The sequence below is a fragment of the Luteibacter sp. SG786 genome, assembly GCF_011759605.1.
GTDB lineage: Bacteria > Pseudomonadota > Gammaproteobacteria > Xanthomonadales > Rhodanobacteraceae > Luteibacter.
On the sequence record NZ_JAAOYX010000001.1, the window covers coordinates 1,651,175 to 1,665,143 of the forward strand.

A 13,969-nucleotide genomic window follows, 5' to 3' on the forward strand; every position below is an offset into this window, starting at 1 on the left:
CAGGCGCGCCACGGCGCGTCGATAACCGGACGATGTTGCCAGAAACCCGTCTCAGGAGCGAAGACCGGCGAGTGCGGACAGGCTGGTTACCTGTGGGAGCCGGCTCCGCCGGCGATCCCGCGGCAGCGGGCAAGGCCGCCGCCAGCACCCATCGCCGCTGAAGCGGCTCCCACACAACGCTCGCACGCTTGTGGGGAAACCTCTGTGCTTGGGAGGGCTTCTGAAAAAGACAGTTGCTCTCACAAAAGTGCCGCTCAGTTCAGCGGCCTGCCCGCGTCCACGTCCTTCAGGAACTTGATCAGGCCCGTGAAGTAGGTTTTCTGATCGTCGTACATCGCCAGGTGCGAACCCTGGGGGCACAGGAGGAAGCGGGCATCCGGCATCTTCTTGGCCATGGCGGCCATGTACTTCGGGTCCATGGTGTCGTACTGCGCGCCGATCACCAGCGTCGGCACCTTGATGGTCTTCAATGCCTCGCTACGGTCCCAGTGCAGCAGCTTGCCGCTTGCGCCCAGTTCGCTGGGTCCCTGCATCGAGACGTAGATCTGCTCGTTGATGTGACCGAAGGCGCGTTCCACCGGTTCCGGCCACTGCGCGGCGGGCATGCGAAGGATGTGCTTTTCGTAGTGCATGGGCATCAGGATGGCCATGTACGCCGGATCCTGGGTCTTGTGCTCGGCCTCGAGACGCTTCACCTCGGCCAGCTTCTTCGGGTCCATGGCTGGCATCAGCACCTTGCTGGCGTATTCGTTGTACGCCGGAATGCTGTCCATCATGTTCGAGATGATCAGGCCCTTCAGGTGTTGCGGGTACTTCAGCGCGTACTCGATGGCCAGCACGCCGCCCCAGGAATGCCCGAGGACGAAGAAGTTGTCCTTGTCCAGGTGCAGCGCCTTGCGCACCTGCTCCACCTCGTCGACGAAGCGCGGGATTTCCCACAGCGAAGGGTCGGTGGGCTTGTCGCTGAAGGCCGAGCCGAGCTGGTCGTAGTAGTAGTACTCGATGCCCGCACCGGGGAAATAGCTGTCGAACGCTTCGAAGTACTCGTGCGTTGCGCCCGGGCCGCCATGCAGCAAGAGGACCTTGATCGTCGGGTTGTTGCCCACCCGCTTCGTCCAGACCCGGAACTTGCCCTTGGGCGTGTCGATGACGATGGACTTCTGGCCGCCCGAAAGCACGTCATCGCGACCGGTGTTGTCGAAGTACGAGCTGGTGCCGGCCGCGGGCGGCGTTGCGGCGTGCGCACAAAGCGCGGCGAAGGCAAACAGGGCGGCAATGACGAGGCGGCGCATGGGCGTACTCCGGCTAGGGTGGCCGCATCATCCCCGGGTGGCCCCGGGTGGGCAACCCTCAAACGGGGGCCGGGCGACAGGCACGACGAGCCGGAGAAGGGCGCTGGTCTGACGTGTACGGACAAGCGCATCTTCTCCGGGGTCGAATGATTCAAAGCTCGAAGGTCGCCTGCACCGGGAAATGATCCGACGGATAGCGTCCGTCCTTCGATGTCGTGATCGTCTCCACGGACTTGGCCGTTACGCCACTGGAGAGGATCCAGTCGATGCGCTTGGTTGGCTTGCCGGTGAAGTTGTGGAAGGTTTCCGCCGGGCCTTCGCGCTTCGGCGCGGTTTCCCAGGCGTCTTTCAGCGACGCCGTGAGCTCCTTGTGCGCTTCGCCGTCGGGGCCGGTGTTGAAGTCGCCGGTGACGATCACCGGAACACCCTTGGGGAGTTTGGCAATCCATGCCGCGAGCAGTTTGCCGCAACGCGTGCGGATGTCCTCGTCCTGGTCGCGGTAGGGCAGGTGGGTGTCCAGCAGATAGAACTGCTTGTGGTCGGAAAGCCGTTCGAACAAAGCCCAGTTCACCATGCGGGGCATGGGGTTGCCCCAGTCCATGGTGCCGGGCTTGTCCGGCGTGCTGGAAAACCAGAAGTCGCCGGACTTGATGAGCTTCAAGGCGTCCTTGCGATAGAAGATGCCCATGTGTTCGTCGGTGTGCTTGCCGTAGCGATCGCGTCCGAACCACGTGTATTCCGGAAGGCGCTCGACGGTGTCGTCGCCCTGCTGCTTGTACAGTTCCTGCGTGCCGATGACGTCGGGATGCATTTGCCGGATGGTGTCGGCGAAGAGATCGCGGCGGAATTCCCATCCGTTGGGACCGTCCTTGCCTGTCATGGTGCGCACGTTGAACGTCATCACTTTCAGTTCCGCGGCGACCGAAGGCAGCGCGAAGGCGGCGACGGCGGCGGCGAAGAAGAGTCGGGAAAGGCGAGTCATGGGCTCCGGCTTCTTGGGGACGAGCATCCGACTATAACGTCGGATGGAGCGCTTTTTTGCCGCGCAGTGCACATGCTCCCGATGTGGGATGATTCGTTTCTTTCGACAAGTCGTTGCCTCCGATGGAAAAAGAAGCCAAGCGGGAAAAACTTTCGAATGGCCGCAAGGCGGTCATCGCCGTGGTGGCAGCGGCCTTCATCGCTTCCGCTACCACCGCCATGCTCGCCTTCACCGCGTCGCACCGTGCGCGCGAGAGGGATGCGAAGGCGCTGGCGGCCGACACGGCCGACCTGCGTGGCGAATTGGCCACATGGCAGACCAGGGTTCGCGAAGCCACGAACGCCGCCCCCTCGGATCGCCAGCCCTACGTGGACAGACTCGTCGGCCAGACGCAGGGCCTTTCGCTCTGGAAGCCGCGCACGCCCTGCGGCCAGACAGCACGCGACAGCCTTGTGCGGGCGATGGAAGATCATGCGGGCGCCCTGTTGCGTGGCGAAAGTGCGCCAGTCGACGCCGGCGAGTCCAATGCATTGAACATGGCCCTGCGCGAGTGCGAAGCGGGGCGAGGCAGGGACGTCGACGGCTGAACGGTTACGCCGACGTAACAACATTCATGGTAACGGTGCGTATTCGAAAGAGGCACCATCCATGAACGACGCAGGCCGTCCGTTCCGCATCTTCATCTTCTATCCGGGCATGAACGAGCGCGTCTGGCGTGTCCTGCTGCCCGGCGGGGCGAAGCATCTCTTTCCTACCGAAGGCAGGGCCGTGGAGTTTGCGCTGGCGTCTGCTTCCTCGGCGACGGCAGGCCGCATGCGCCGTGTGGAAGTGCTGAAAGAGACGCTGTCCGGCGGCTGGATGGTGCTGGCGCGTCCGGCCGCGCAGTAGCGTCGGAATCACCCGGGGCCATCGCTCGCGGCCGCGAGAAGCGGCAGCAACACATCACTGATGGGGGTCGGGATGCCGCGGGCCCGGCCACGACGCGAGATGACACCGTTACGGGTATCCCATTCGAGCGGTTTGCCTGCTTCCCGATCCGTGAGGATGGACGTGCCCATATCCGCCGGCGACGCAAGAAACCTGTCGAGGATCGCCTGCGGCACCTCGTCGCCAAGTTCGGCACCTTCGGCGCGGGCCACGGCAAGACACTCCTGCAGATAGGCGAGGGTGAGCCTGGAGATATCGGCCCGGGTGAACATCCCCGAGCGGCGATGCGTAAGCGCCATGAGTCCGGCCGCCGCGTTCTGCAGCAGCTTGCGCCAAGCCAGGGATCTGAAATCCGTGGCGAGCTCGACGACACACCGGGTGTTTCGCAATGCTTCTGCGATCAGGCGGGAAGGGGGTGTGTCCGGCAAGCTGAGGCGCACGTCGCCGCGCAAGCGCACGGAGCCATCGGTCTGCGTCTGCGCAGGAAACCACACGACAGCGGGAACGACCTTGCCGGATGGAACGTGCGGGGAGACCGCCTCCAATTGTTCGACGCCGTTTTGCAGAACGCACACAACCGTCTCCGGCCCGGTCAACGCGGCGAGCCAGCCTGCCGCCGCCTCGGTCTGTGTCGCCTTGACGGCGAAAAAGACGATATCGACCGCGCGGCCGATCTGTTCCGGATCGGTCCGGACAGGGCCGGGAACGGTGACGAGGCGGTCGCCATCGTGAAACGTCAGAGAGTCGCGTGATGTGCGGCCGCAGAGCACGGGTGTGCGGCCAGCCTCCTGCATGACTCCCGCCATGGTGGTGCCAATCGCACCGGGGCCGACGATAGCGACGGACATCATGGCTTCTGTATCCAAGTAGGGCCTCCTTTGGCTCCGCCGCAGCCGCCGGTCCGGGCGACGGTTGCGGCGTCGGCTGCGCGAGGTAATATATTACCTATGAACACAGAATATGGTAATGAAATTACAGGCGACGAAGAGCGCCTGGGGCAATGGATCGGAAGCATCCAGGCTCGCAGTGGCGATCTTCCTGCCAGCGAGGCGAAGGTCATCGCCCTCCTTCTTGCCGATCCCTTGTTCGTCGGCGTGAGTACCGTGGCGCAAGTGGCCGCTCGTGCCGGGGTATCGCCACCGAGCGTGGTTCGCGCCGCACGTGCGATCGGATTCGGCGGGTTCACCGAACTCAAGATCGAGATCGCCCGCGCACGCGGAACAACGCGGTTCTTCGCGCCGCCTGAAGCGCTCGCACCGGGCGCGACATCGGCCGCGGTGCTGGAAACCTCCATTCGCGCAGGCACCGACGCTCTGACCGCGCTCGCTGGGGCCATGGAACTCTCGGCGTTCGACAAGGCGGTCGCCACGCTCCTGGCCGCGCGGCAAGTGCTGGTGTTCGGGGCAGCCTCTTCGGCAACGGTGGCCGCCGACGCGGTGTTCCGCCTGCGCGCGGTGGGCGTGACGACCATAGGCATCGCGGATCACCTCTCGGCCATGATCGCGGCGCGTCTTCTTGGTCCCGGCGATGTCATGCTCGCCGTCAGCTCGACAGGCCGCACCTCCACAACGCTTGCCGTTGCCGATGCGGCTTCTTCCGCCGGAGCCCCGCTCATTGCCATCACCAACCAGTACAGCACGCCGTTGGCGAATCTCGCCGACGTCGCGCTGGTCGTTGGGGGTGCGCCATTGCCGGCGCAGATGGCCGCGGCGGGGAGCCGACTGGCCCAGCTTGTCGTCGTCGACGCGCTGGTCGCCGCCGTCGCGCTGCGCGATTCGGAGCGGAGCGCAAGGGCAGAGCGTGCAGGTATCGATCTGCCCGACATCTCCTGATGCAGCCCACCATCGTCGCGATGGTCCTTGCCGCGGCGGTTGCGCATGCGGTGTGGAACCTCGCCTCGAAGTACAAGCGGGGCGATACCTTGCTGTTCGTGTGGGCCTATACCTGTGTGTCGGTCCTGTGGTGCGTCCCGGCCGCCATCGTCCTCATGGCAAAAGAGCCGCTGGCGCTCGACTGGCGCCTCGCGGTGGGTGCGGCAGTCTCGGCCGCGCTGCACGTCGCATACTCCATGGCCTTGCAAGCCGGATACGATCGGGCCGAGCTCGGCGTGGTCTATCCGATAGCCCGCGGCACCGCGCCGATGCTCACGATGGTGTGCGCGGTCCTTCTGCTGGGGGAACGGCTCACTATAGTGGCCGCACTCGGCGCGCTCCTCATTGTCGCGGGCATCCTCGTCGTTACCGGCAACCCGTTTGGAAGCGGGAGCCACCGACCGCTGCAGGGAACGTTGTGGGGTGCGGCCACCGGTGCCACCATCGCCAGCTATACGCTATGGGACAGCTATTCGGTGACATCGTGGCATTTGCCACCCGTGGGCTACTACGCCGGCACGCTGCTGTTGCAGCTCATGATCCTGACCCCTGCCGCGTTGCGCCGCCGGCATCGGGCATCGGAGGCGTTACGCGCAGACGCCATGCCGATCGTTATCGTGGCCGTCTTTTCGCCGCTCGCATACATGCTCGTTCTCACGGCCATGCAGAGTGCCCCCGTGGCGCTTGTTGCGCCGCTGCGCGAGTCGTCGATCGTCGTCGGCGCCCTTCTCGGATACTGGCTCTTCCGCGAAAACCATCTCGCGCGCCGTATTGGCGGGGCGGTGGTCGTGCTGGCCGGGATCGCTGCGATCAGTTCGTGTCGATAGGGGCAGGGGTTACGCGCAACAGAGCGACACCATGGCGAGGCACCGAGCCGGTGAAGGCACTGCCCGGCGTAACGGCAGCGTGTCGCCAAAGGTCGCGTGCGGCCGCTCCGTGGCCGAAGCGGTCGCCCAAGCGCCGCCAATCCAGGTCGACCTTGGCGGCTTGCTCGCCCAGGTTGAAAAAGCCCACGACGATCGACCCATCGCTCATGTCACGCACGAGCACTTCGACCTCGCCACGCGTCTCCAGGCGTCGGGCGGGCGTTCCGGCAGGATCCTGATCCACCGCGATCACTTCGCGGTTGAGCAGGATCTCTTTCGTGACGGCATCCATGCTGCGCAGGTCGTTACCGGCCAGCAGCGGTGCGGGAAGGATGGACCACAGGCTCATCTGTGTGCGGTATTCGTCCGCGGTCATGCCACCGTTGCCGATCTCGAGCATGTCCGGATCGTTCCAGTGGCCAGGCCCCGACCACGCGGTGAGATCCAGTTGCCGAAAGCCGCGCTTCGACATGGATTCCCAGTTGTCACTGATGTCGGGCGTCGTGCGCCACATGTTCGCGCCCGTCTGCGGGCCCCACTTCCAGATGTCGAAGTCGCCGGATTGCGAGAGGCTGTACACGATGGGGCGGCCGGTCTTGCGCAGCGCATGACCCATGCGCCGAAAAAGCGCTTCCTGGTTCTCGCGCGTTACCGGATAGAGAAGGGTGGCTCCGCAGTAATCGTATTTCAGGAAGTCGACGCCCCATGCCGCGAACGTGCGAGCGTCCTGATCCTCGTGGCCATAACTGCCGGCGAACCCGGCGCACGTCTTCGCGCCGGGCGAAGAGTAAATGCCAAGCTTCAAACCACGCGCGTGCACGTAAGCCGCCAGTGCGGACATGTCACGGAATTTCTCGTTCGGTTGAATCGCGCCGGAGGCGTCGCGCCCGCCTTCCCAGGTGTCGTCGATGTTGACGTACACGTACCCCGCGTCGCGCATGCCCGTGGCGACCATCGCGTCCGCCATATCGCGCACCTCGGCGGCGGTGATGCGGCCTGCGAAGTGATTCCAGCTGTTCCAACCCATCGGGGGCGTCTGCGCCAGTCCGTTGGCGGGAACGGCGTCCTTTGCGGGGACGTTCGTCGGTGCCGCGGCTGCAAGGAGGTTCCAGCTCGACACCGCGGCCAAAAGCCCAATGAAGAAGCGAGCGGTTTGGCCTAGCGTCATGCGGCGTCCTCGGAAAGGTGGGCGGTATCGCATGGTAGCGGATACGCCGCGATCGGCTGGCGGGGCGAATATCGAGAGTCCCTGGAGCGGGTCGTGCCTGTCCAGCTCATGCGGTGGCTACGTCGACATCCTTTCTTCTTGTCCAGACGAAGACTGCCAGTACGAACAACACCAGCGGCAGGGCTACACCGGATTCATCGATGGCGTAGGCGGTGACATCACCGTGGGGTGTGGTCAACGGAGCGAAATAAGCCTGGTTCCAAAGGTTGATGCCGGCATGGGCAATCGCTCCGGTCCACAGGCTGCCGGAACGCTGGCGCACCCAAGCCATGATCACCGCGAGACTCAGCACCTCGACGACGAAGCAGGGAACGGCAAACCACAACGGCGTGGCGGACGCGTAGTTCGAGAAGAAGATGATGGGAAAGTGCCAGACCGCCCATGCGACACCGGTGAGCAAAGCGCCCCGTGTAAATCCGTACCGAGCATGCAGCGCGGGTGAGAGAAAACCGCGCCAACCGATTTCTTCGCCCAGGGAGCTGGCGACCCCGCGAACGAAGCCTGTCGAAGCCAGGAGTGCGAACCAGCCGACGACGATTGTCCACGTCGAGGCGTTCGGCCAAGCCAGTGTGGTTCGCAGCGATGCCACGGTTGCCGGATTGGGAAACCCGCCCAGGCCGACCGCATAGACAAGCCCATATGCGACAACACAGACAGCTAACGGCCACAGATAGGAAACGATTTGCCAGCGCCAGCGCCCCCAGGTCCAGCCAAGCGAGGCAATGGGACGGCCGGTGATCCAGCAGGTCAGCAGCGCGGCGATACCCGGCCCCCACATGCTCCCTACGGCGTAAGCGCCTCGCCCGCCGGCGGAGTCGCCCGTGGCAATCCCCAAAGCCCAGAAGGGGGCGGTGGTGAGGCATGTCAGACCGAGAAAGAGAAAGATTTGGCGCTTGGACGGCATTTCGGGCATGCGGGCGGATCTCGGGAAGGGGCGGCGATAGCGGCTGTAGCGCGGAAAAGATGGAGCGAAAGTGGGATCACGTCGCGTGCTACCTACTAGAAGGTAGATTATCTTAAGGGGCGCCGTCAATCTGTTGGGGAGCGAACGGCTCCGAACTCCTGTTGTGCGACCTGTGGGAGCGCCGACCGATCTCGTTCCCAGGCAAATGCGGCTGCATCGTTAGTCTCTCGGTCGAAGAGCAGCTCAAGCATTGATCCGACGATAAACGCCGCGCGCGGTAATCAGACGACTCGTTGAGAGCGGTGCCTTCGCCCCTCAATGCGGTAACGACTAGCAGCGAATGAGGAGTCATGCTTGCCCACGTATGCCGGTGCCTGCGGTCGTCGCTTACGCAAAGTCGCAACACAGCGGCAATACAAACGAAAAAGCCCGCCGAGGGGCGGGCTAAGTCACTGACCAAATGGTGGCTCGGGACGGAATCGAACCGCCGACACGGGGATTTTCAATCCCCTGCTCTACCAACTGAGCTACCGAGCCACAGGTGCCTGCAACGATCGTTGCGGCGAGTGGAGCCGCGTATTAAATCGGGTGCGGGCGCCGGCGTCAAGCGTCCCGTTCGGGCGGAACGTAGCCGGCGGGTTGAATGACGTCGCCGCCAAAGAAGTACTTCTCCATCTCGCCGCTGAGGAACGTGCGTGTCTTCGGTTCCAGCGGCGACAGGCGCATCTCGTTGATGAGCATGGTCTGATGGGACAGCCATTGGGCCCAGGCTTCCTTCGACACGTTGTCGTAGACGCGCTTGCCAAGCTCGCCCGGCCAGGGCGCGAAATCGAGGCCTTCGGCCTCGCGGCCGAGTTTCACGCAATGAACCATGCGCGTCATGGGGATATCTCCGGAAGGTTGGCGAGCAGCGTCCGCACGGGGGCCGGCAGACCGAGCGAGGCGAGTTCCTCGCGCCCGCACCAGCGGCGGTCGTCGCGGTCCGCCACGGCGGCGAGCGGGGCCGCATGGTCGAACAGGATGGGCGACACGTCCAGCCTGTAATGGCTGAAGACGTGAGTGAAGGCAGGTAACGGGTCCGCGTCGCGGACACGGGCAAGGCCGGAGGCGACCGCGCCGGCGGCATCGGCATCGGCCGCTTCCGGCAGGCTCCACAGGCCGGACCAGACGCCTTGCGGCCCTCGCTTTTCGAGCAGCACGCGGCCCTGCGCATCGCGCAGCAACAACATGGCCAGCGAGCGGGTGGGAACCTTCTTGCCGGGCTTCGGGGTCGGCAGTGCGGCCGTGAGCCCGTCGCGGTGCGCGACGCACGTGGCCGCGTGCGGACACAGGAGGCAGAGGGGCTTCGTCCGCACGCAGACGGTGGCGCCCAGGTCCATGATGGCCTGCGTGTAATCCGCGGTTCGCTCGGACGGGGTGTGCTCGTCGGCGTGGCGCCAGAGTTGTTTTTCGACGGCGCTCTCACCGGGAAAGCCGGCAATGCCGTGGTACCGCGCGAGCACGCGCTTCACGTTGCCGTCGAGGATCGGGAAGCGAAGGCCATGCGCCTGCGCGAGAATCGCGCCGGCGGTGGAGCGGCCGATGCCGGGAAGGGCCATCAGCGCGTCCAGATCGCGCGGCAGTTCCCCGCCGTGTCGCTCCACGCAGAGCTGAGCGGCGCGATGAAGGAAGCGGGCACGCCGGTAATAACCGAGGCCGGACCACAACGCCAGCACCGTGTCTTCATGGGCCGAGGCCAGCGACGCCAGCGTGGGCAGCGTGTCCACGAAGCGCTGGAAGTACCCGATGACGGTCACCACCTGGGTCTGCTGCAGCATGATCTCGGACAGCCACACGCGATACGCGTCGCGCGGGTGCTGCCAGGGAAGGTCTTTCCGTCCGTGGTGGTCGTACCAGCGGAGCAGTTCGCGCGCGAAGACGTTCATGGCGCAGCGGTGGTCGAAGTGGCGGCCGGTACCAGCGGCGTGGCACGAATGCGCAGGCCTTTCATGTGTACGTTGCCGATGTCGAGGGTCTTGGCTTCGATGGTGCCGAGGACGGGCGGCAGGGTGGGCGAACCGCCCGCCAGGATGCCGCTCCACCATTCGGTGAATCCGATCGGGGGAATGCGGATGTCAGTGCGGTCGTTGTCGCCTTCGAGGCGAAGGGCGACGTAGAGCGGATCCTGCTGGTTCGCTGGAGTGACGTTGAGCGTGATGCCATAAGGTGCGCCACTGCTACGGGTAACGCGCCCGGAAAGCGACGCGCCCACGTCCGCACCGCCGCGCCAGGTGGCACTCCCTCGCAGCATGGCGGCGAAACGCGATTCGCTGGAAAGTCCGAGTTCGACATCGCTCAGCGTGAGCACGCCGCGCGAGAGCTGCGGCATGGTCTCGAGCTCCAGCGAATAGGGCGTGCCGTCGGAAGTGCTGGCGGCGAGCGCGAGCGCGAACGGTATGCCGTTCGCGAGGCGTCCCGCGTCGATGTCCACGTTGGACAGCAGCAACTCGTTGCCGCGCAGGAGCGTGCCGCGTTCGATGCGGAAGCCCGCGTCCACCGTGGGCAGAATGGCGCCAGCCGTGGACGGGCGTGAGGGCAGGGTGTCCAGATACGCGCCCAGTGCGTCGACGTCGATGCGGGCACCGTCCACTTCGAGCCGCGAAATGCGGGCTTCGCCGCCCATCAATGCATGCCAGGGCAGCACGAGCTTGCCGCGCGAGGCGACCAGCAACGGCTGCTCCGCACCGTTCGCCCGCACGGTAAGGCCTTCCAGCTCGAGCGCGGGTTTCGGCCACAGGGTGGGGCTGGCCGGGTTGGACAGCGTGAGTTCGAGGCCCGCGGCGCGGGCGCGCGATTGCAGCAGGGAGGTGAAGCGCTCCGGCTGCAACATCACGTAGGTGGCGACAAACGCCGCCAGCAGTACCACCACGACCAACGCGCCGGCGGCGAGAAGGCCGATTCGCAAGGGGCGTTTCATCGCCGCGGTGCCTGCATCGCGCGGTTCGCTCAGGCGCCGATGGTGGGCGGCAGAAGGCCGTCCACGAAGGCTTCGGCATCGAACACGCGCAGATCGGTGGCCGTTTCGCCCAGGCCGACGTAACGGATGGGCAAGCCGAACTCGCGTGCGAGCGCGAACATCACGCCGCCCTTGGCGGTGCCGTCGAGCTTGGTGACCACAAGCCCGGTGACGCCTGCAGTGTCGCGGAACTGGCGAAGCTGGCTGATGGCGTTTTGCCCTGTCGTGCCGTCGATCACCATCAGCACCTCGTGCGGTGCGCTGGCGTCCAGCTTCTTCATGACGCGGGCGATCTTGCCCAACTCGTCCATCAGGCCGCCCTGGGTGTGCAGACGGCCCGCGGTATCGGCGATCAATACCTGGGTGCCACGCGAGCGCGCTGCCTGCAACGCGTCGAAGATCACGCTGGCGGAATCGGCGTCCTGGCCCTGCGAGACGACGGGCACCTTGTTCCGTTCACCCCATGTCTTCAATTGTTCGACGGCGGCGGCGCGGAAGGTATCGCCCGCGGCCAGCATCACGCTGCGGCCTTCGTCGGCATAGCGACGGGCGAGCTTGCCGATGGTGGTGGTCTTGCCGACGCCGTTGATGCCCACCGTGAGGATCACGAACGGCGACTGCGTGGCTACGTCCAGCGGCTGCTCCACGGGCCGGAGCAGGGCCACCAGCTCCGCGCGCAACGCCTTGAGCAGCGCGCCGGCGTCGGCAAACTCGCGCTTGTGCATGCGCTTGCGCAGGTCTTCGACCAGGCGTGTGCTGGCTTCCACGCCCACGTCGGCGGTGATGAGCGAGGTTTCCAGTTCGTCGAGCAGGTCGTCGTCGAGCTTGGGATGGCGAACGAACAGGGAGGTGAGGCTCTTCGCGAACCCGCTGCCGGAAAGGCGCTCGCGCCAGCTGCGGCGCGCGGGCTGCTCCGCTTCGCGGGCGGCTTCGACAACCGCGGATTCCTCCGCTTCGGCCTCGATCTCTGGGGCGGCGGGTTCAGGCTGGGCCGTTTCCGCCAGTGCTTCCGACACGCCGGCGCCAACCTCGGCCGCGGCAGGGTCGGCCAATTGATCGACGCGGTCTTCCGGTGCCTGGGGCTCCGGTGCAGCCGGCTCGGTGGGCTTTTTCTTCCAGAACTTGAGCATTGCGCGGGGGATTCAAAGACAATAGGCGAATGCTAACACCCCCGCCCTCACTGGCCGCTGAGCGATGACCGCGTCCGGCCGCATCCGCGTCATCGGCGGATCCCTGCGCAATTCGCGGATCGAGGTTCCCGATCTCCCCGGGCTCCGCCCAACCACGGATCGCGTGCGCGAAACCCTGTTCAACTGGCTCCAGCCCGTGGTGGACGGTGCCCGTTGCCTCGACCTTTACGCAGGCACGGGGGCCCTGGGCCTCGAAGCACTGTCGCGCGGCGCGGCCGCGGTCACGTTCGTGGAGCGCGAGCCGCGCCTGGCAGCGGCGCTGAAGGCGAACCTCGCCCGGCTGAAGGTGGAAGGCGAGGTGATCGCCGACGATGCGGGGCGTTGGCTGCAGGGACACGCGCGTCCGTTCGATCTGGTGTTCCTCGATCCGCCGTTCGCGCTGAACGCTTGGGCGGCGACGGCCCGGGCTCTGGAAGAGGGCGGATGGCTCGCGCCACGCGCGTGGATCTATGTCGAATCCCCCCGCGGCGCCTCGTTTGCGCTGCCTGACAGCTGGCTGCCGCATCGCCAGGGCCAAGCCGGGGAGGTGGCCTACGCCCTCTATCGCCGCACCCCGGCCGATCCGTTAAGCTAGCCCGCGTTTCCCCGACCCGCCTCCCATGACTCATCCGGCCAATCCACGTCTCGCCGTTTACCCGGGCACATTCGATCCCATCACGAACGGCCATGCCGATCTCGTGTCGCGTGCCGCGCCCCTGTTCGACAGGATCGTGGTCGCCGTGGCGGAAAGCCGCAGCAAGGGGCCGGGTTTCAGCCTGGGCGAGCGCATCGCGCTGGCGCGGCTGGCCCTGGCCGATCTGCCGAACGTGGAAGTGCGCGGTTTCGACTGCCTGCTTGCCGACTTCGTGACGGAGATCGGGGCGGGTGTGATCCTGCGCGGCCTTCGCGCGGTGTCGGACTTCGAATACGAGTTCCAGCTCGCCAGCATGAACCGTCACCTGATCCCACAGGCCGAGACGCTGTTCCTGACGCCGGCGGAACAGTACAGCTTCATTTCTTCCTCGCTCGTGCGCGAAATCGGTCGCCTTGGTGGTGACATTTCCGGCTTCGTGCATCCGGCGGTGCAGCAGGCCATGCGTCAACGCTGGCGCAACTCTTAACCAAACAGGTGATCATCATGCGTAAGTTCATCCTCGCCGCGTCCGTGGCCCTGACCGCCACCCTGGCCCTCTCGGCCTGCAACAAGTCCGAAGACACCGACCAGGCTGCCACGCAGCAGGAAGCGGCTGTCGCCAAGCCGACCAACCCGTCCGATACGAAGGCCTGGAGCCAGTACTTCGGCCAGATCGTGCGCAAGAACATGCAGGGCATGACGGCCGACCGTCCGTTCCCGTACTTCGTGCCCGCCGGCGACGACCAGGCCGGCCAGGACGGCCGCGCCCGCCAGCTCGAGAACGTGCAGGGCACCGTCGCCCGCGGCGTCACGCCGGGCAACATGCTCGTGTTCGGCGGCCCGGATTCGGCCAAGACCGCCGACCTGATGGTCGAGGCCTTCAAGGGCGCCAACGCCGGCTCGTTCAAGAACGTGATCGTGCTGTTCATTGGCGACCAGGCCGACCAGCAGCGCGTGGCCGACGCCGTGGCGCCGAGCGGCGCGACGTTCCGCTTCGTGGCCATGTGAGTGAAGCGTAAAGCGTGAACAGTAAGGAAGGGCGCCTCGGCGCCCTTCTTCATTCTCCTTACGGTTCACAGGCCGCGCAGCGGCCGACTTGCA

General features: G+C 65.6%; 16 protein-coding genes and 1 tRNA gene. 7 read left to right on the forward strand and 10 right to left on the reverse strand.

Annotation, left to right across the window (positions count from 1 at the left end):
• Positions 1-254: 254 nt before the first annotated feature.
• Both FHS47_RS07485 and FHS47_RS07490 read right to left on the reverse strand, forming a co-directional pair.
• Complete coding sequence (locus tag FHS47_RS07485) at positions 255-1,292, reverse strand: proline iminopeptidase-family hydrolase (protein ID WP_167025144.1); 1,038 nt, start codon at positions 1,290-1,292, stop codon at positions 255-257.
• A 151-nt stretch (positions 1,293-1,443) separates the two neighbouring features.
• The gene (locus FHS47_RS07490; RefSeq protein WP_167025147.1) at positions 1,444-2,274 is read right to left on the reverse strand and encodes an endonuclease/exonuclease/phosphatase family protein; all 831 of its coding nucleotides are present in this window, start codon (positions 2,272-2,274) and stop codon (positions 1,444-1,446) included.
• Between the two features lie 122 nt (positions 2,275-2,396).
• Between FHS47_RS07490 and FHS47_RS07495 the strand changes: the two genes are divergently transcribed.
• Together FHS47_RS07495 and FHS47_RS07500 are read left to right on the forward strand one after the other, a co-directional pair.
• Positions 2,397-2,861: a hypothetical protein gene (locus tag FHS47_RS07495; RefSeq protein ID WP_167025150.1), complete on the forward strand. Its 465-nt coding sequence runs from the start codon at positions 2,397-2,399 to the stop codon at positions 2,859-2,861.
• Positions 2,862-2,922: 61 nt separating this feature from the next.
• Entirely contained in the window at positions 2,923-3,162 is a 240-nt protein-coding gene (locus tag FHS47_RS07500) for a hypothetical protein (RefSeq protein WP_167025153.1), read from the forward strand.
• Between the two features lie 8 nt (positions 3,163-3,170).
• On the opposite strand, the gene FHS47_RS07505 is transcribed toward FHS47_RS07500, so the two are convergent.
• Positions 3,171-4,067 (reverse strand): oxidoreductase, encoded by an 897-nt coding sequence (locus FHS47_RS07505; RefSeq protein WP_208381841.1) that lies wholly within the window; start codon positions 4,065-4,067, stop codon positions 3,171-3,173.
• An 81-nt stretch (positions 4,068-4,148) separates the two neighbouring features.
• Here FHS47_RS07505 and FHS47_RS07510 point away from each other — a divergent pair, with 81 nt between their 5' ends.
• Both FHS47_RS07510 and FHS47_RS07515 read left to right on the forward strand, forming a co-directional pair.
• The gene (locus FHS47_RS07510; RefSeq protein ID WP_167025156.1) at positions 4,149-5,033 is read left to right on the forward strand and encodes a MurR/RpiR family transcriptional regulator; all 885 of its coding nucleotides are present in this window, start codon (positions 4,149-4,151) and stop codon (positions 5,031-5,033) included.
• Positions 5,033-5,899 carry a DMT family transporter gene (locus FHS47_RS07515; protein ID WP_167025159.1) on the forward strand — a complete coding sequence of 289 codons (867 nt, stop codon included), beginning with the start codon at positions 5,033-5,035 and terminating at the stop codon, positions 5,897-5,899. Before FHS47_RS07510 ends, FHS47_RS07515 begins: the two co-directional genes overlap by 1 nt.
• On the opposite strand, the gene FHS47_RS07520 is transcribed toward FHS47_RS07515, so the two are convergent.
• The 7 genes from FHS47_RS07520 to ftsY form a co-directional block, all read right to left on the reverse strand.
• Positions 5,883-7,106 (reverse strand): glycoside hydrolase family 27 protein, encoded by a 1,224-nt coding sequence (locus tag FHS47_RS07520; RefSeq protein WP_208381842.1) that lies wholly within the window; start codon positions 7,104-7,106, stop codon positions 5,883-5,885. The genes FHS47_RS07515 and FHS47_RS07520 overlap by 17 nt on opposite strands.
• A gap of 106 nt (positions 7,107-7,212) precedes the next feature.
• Positions 7,213-8,079, reverse strand: coding sequence for a type II CAAX endopeptidase family protein (locus FHS47_RS07525; RefSeq protein WP_167025164.1), 867 nt, complete (start codon positions 8,077-8,079; stop codon positions 7,213-7,215).
• A gap of 452 nt (positions 8,080-8,531) precedes the next feature.
• Positions 8,532-8,607: transfer RNA gene (locus FHS47_RS07530), tRNA-Phe, on the reverse strand.
• 66 nt (positions 8,608-8,673) lie between these two features.
• Positions 8,674-8,952 (reverse strand): oxidative damage protection protein, encoded by a 279-nt coding sequence (locus tag FHS47_RS07535; RefSeq protein ID WP_167025167.1) that lies wholly within the window; start codon positions 8,950-8,952, stop codon positions 8,674-8,676.
• Positions 8,949-9,995: an A/G-specific adenine glycosylase gene (gene mutY / locus FHS47_RS07540; protein ID WP_167025170.1), complete on the reverse strand. Its 1,047-nt coding sequence runs from the start codon at positions 9,993-9,995 to the stop codon at positions 8,949-8,951. The genes FHS47_RS07535 and mutY overlap by 4 nt, the downstream gene beginning before the upstream one ends.
• Positions 9,992-11,014, reverse strand: coding sequence for an AsmA family protein (locus FHS47_RS07545; RefSeq protein ID WP_167025173.1), 1,023 nt, complete (start codon positions 11,012-11,014; stop codon positions 9,992-9,994). The genes mutY and FHS47_RS07545 overlap by 4 nt, the downstream gene beginning before the upstream one ends.
• 41 nt (positions 11,015-11,055) lie before the next feature.
• Complete coding sequence (gene ftsY, locus FHS47_RS07550) at positions 11,056-12,195, reverse strand: signal recognition particle-docking protein FtsY (protein WP_167025176.1); 1,140 nt, start codon at positions 12,193-12,195, stop codon at positions 11,056-11,058.
• A 64-nt stretch (positions 12,196-12,259) separates the two neighbouring features.
• Between ftsY and rsmD the strand changes: the two genes are divergently transcribed.
• Genes rsmD through FHS47_RS07565 form a run of 3 tightly spaced genes read left to right on the forward strand, consistent with a single transcriptional unit; the run spans position 12,260 to position 13,876 of the window.
• Entirely contained in the window at positions 12,260-12,829 is a 570-nt protein-coding gene (gene rsmD, locus FHS47_RS07555) for a 16S rRNA (guanine(966)-N(2))-methyltransferase RsmD (RefSeq protein ID WP_167025179.1), read from the forward strand.
• Positions 12,830-12,854: 25 nt separating this feature from the next.
• On the forward strand, positions 12,855-13,355 hold the full coding sequence (gene coaD / locus FHS47_RS07560) for a pantetheine-phosphate adenylyltransferase (RefSeq protein WP_167025182.1): 501 nt from the start codon (positions 12,855-12,857) through the stop codon (positions 13,353-13,355).
• 17 nt (positions 13,356-13,372) lie between these two features.
• Complete coding sequence (locus FHS47_RS07565) at positions 13,373-13,876, forward strand: hypothetical protein (protein WP_167025185.1); 504 nt, start codon at positions 13,373-13,375, stop codon at positions 13,874-13,876.
• Positions 13,877-13,969 lie beyond the last annotated feature (93 nt).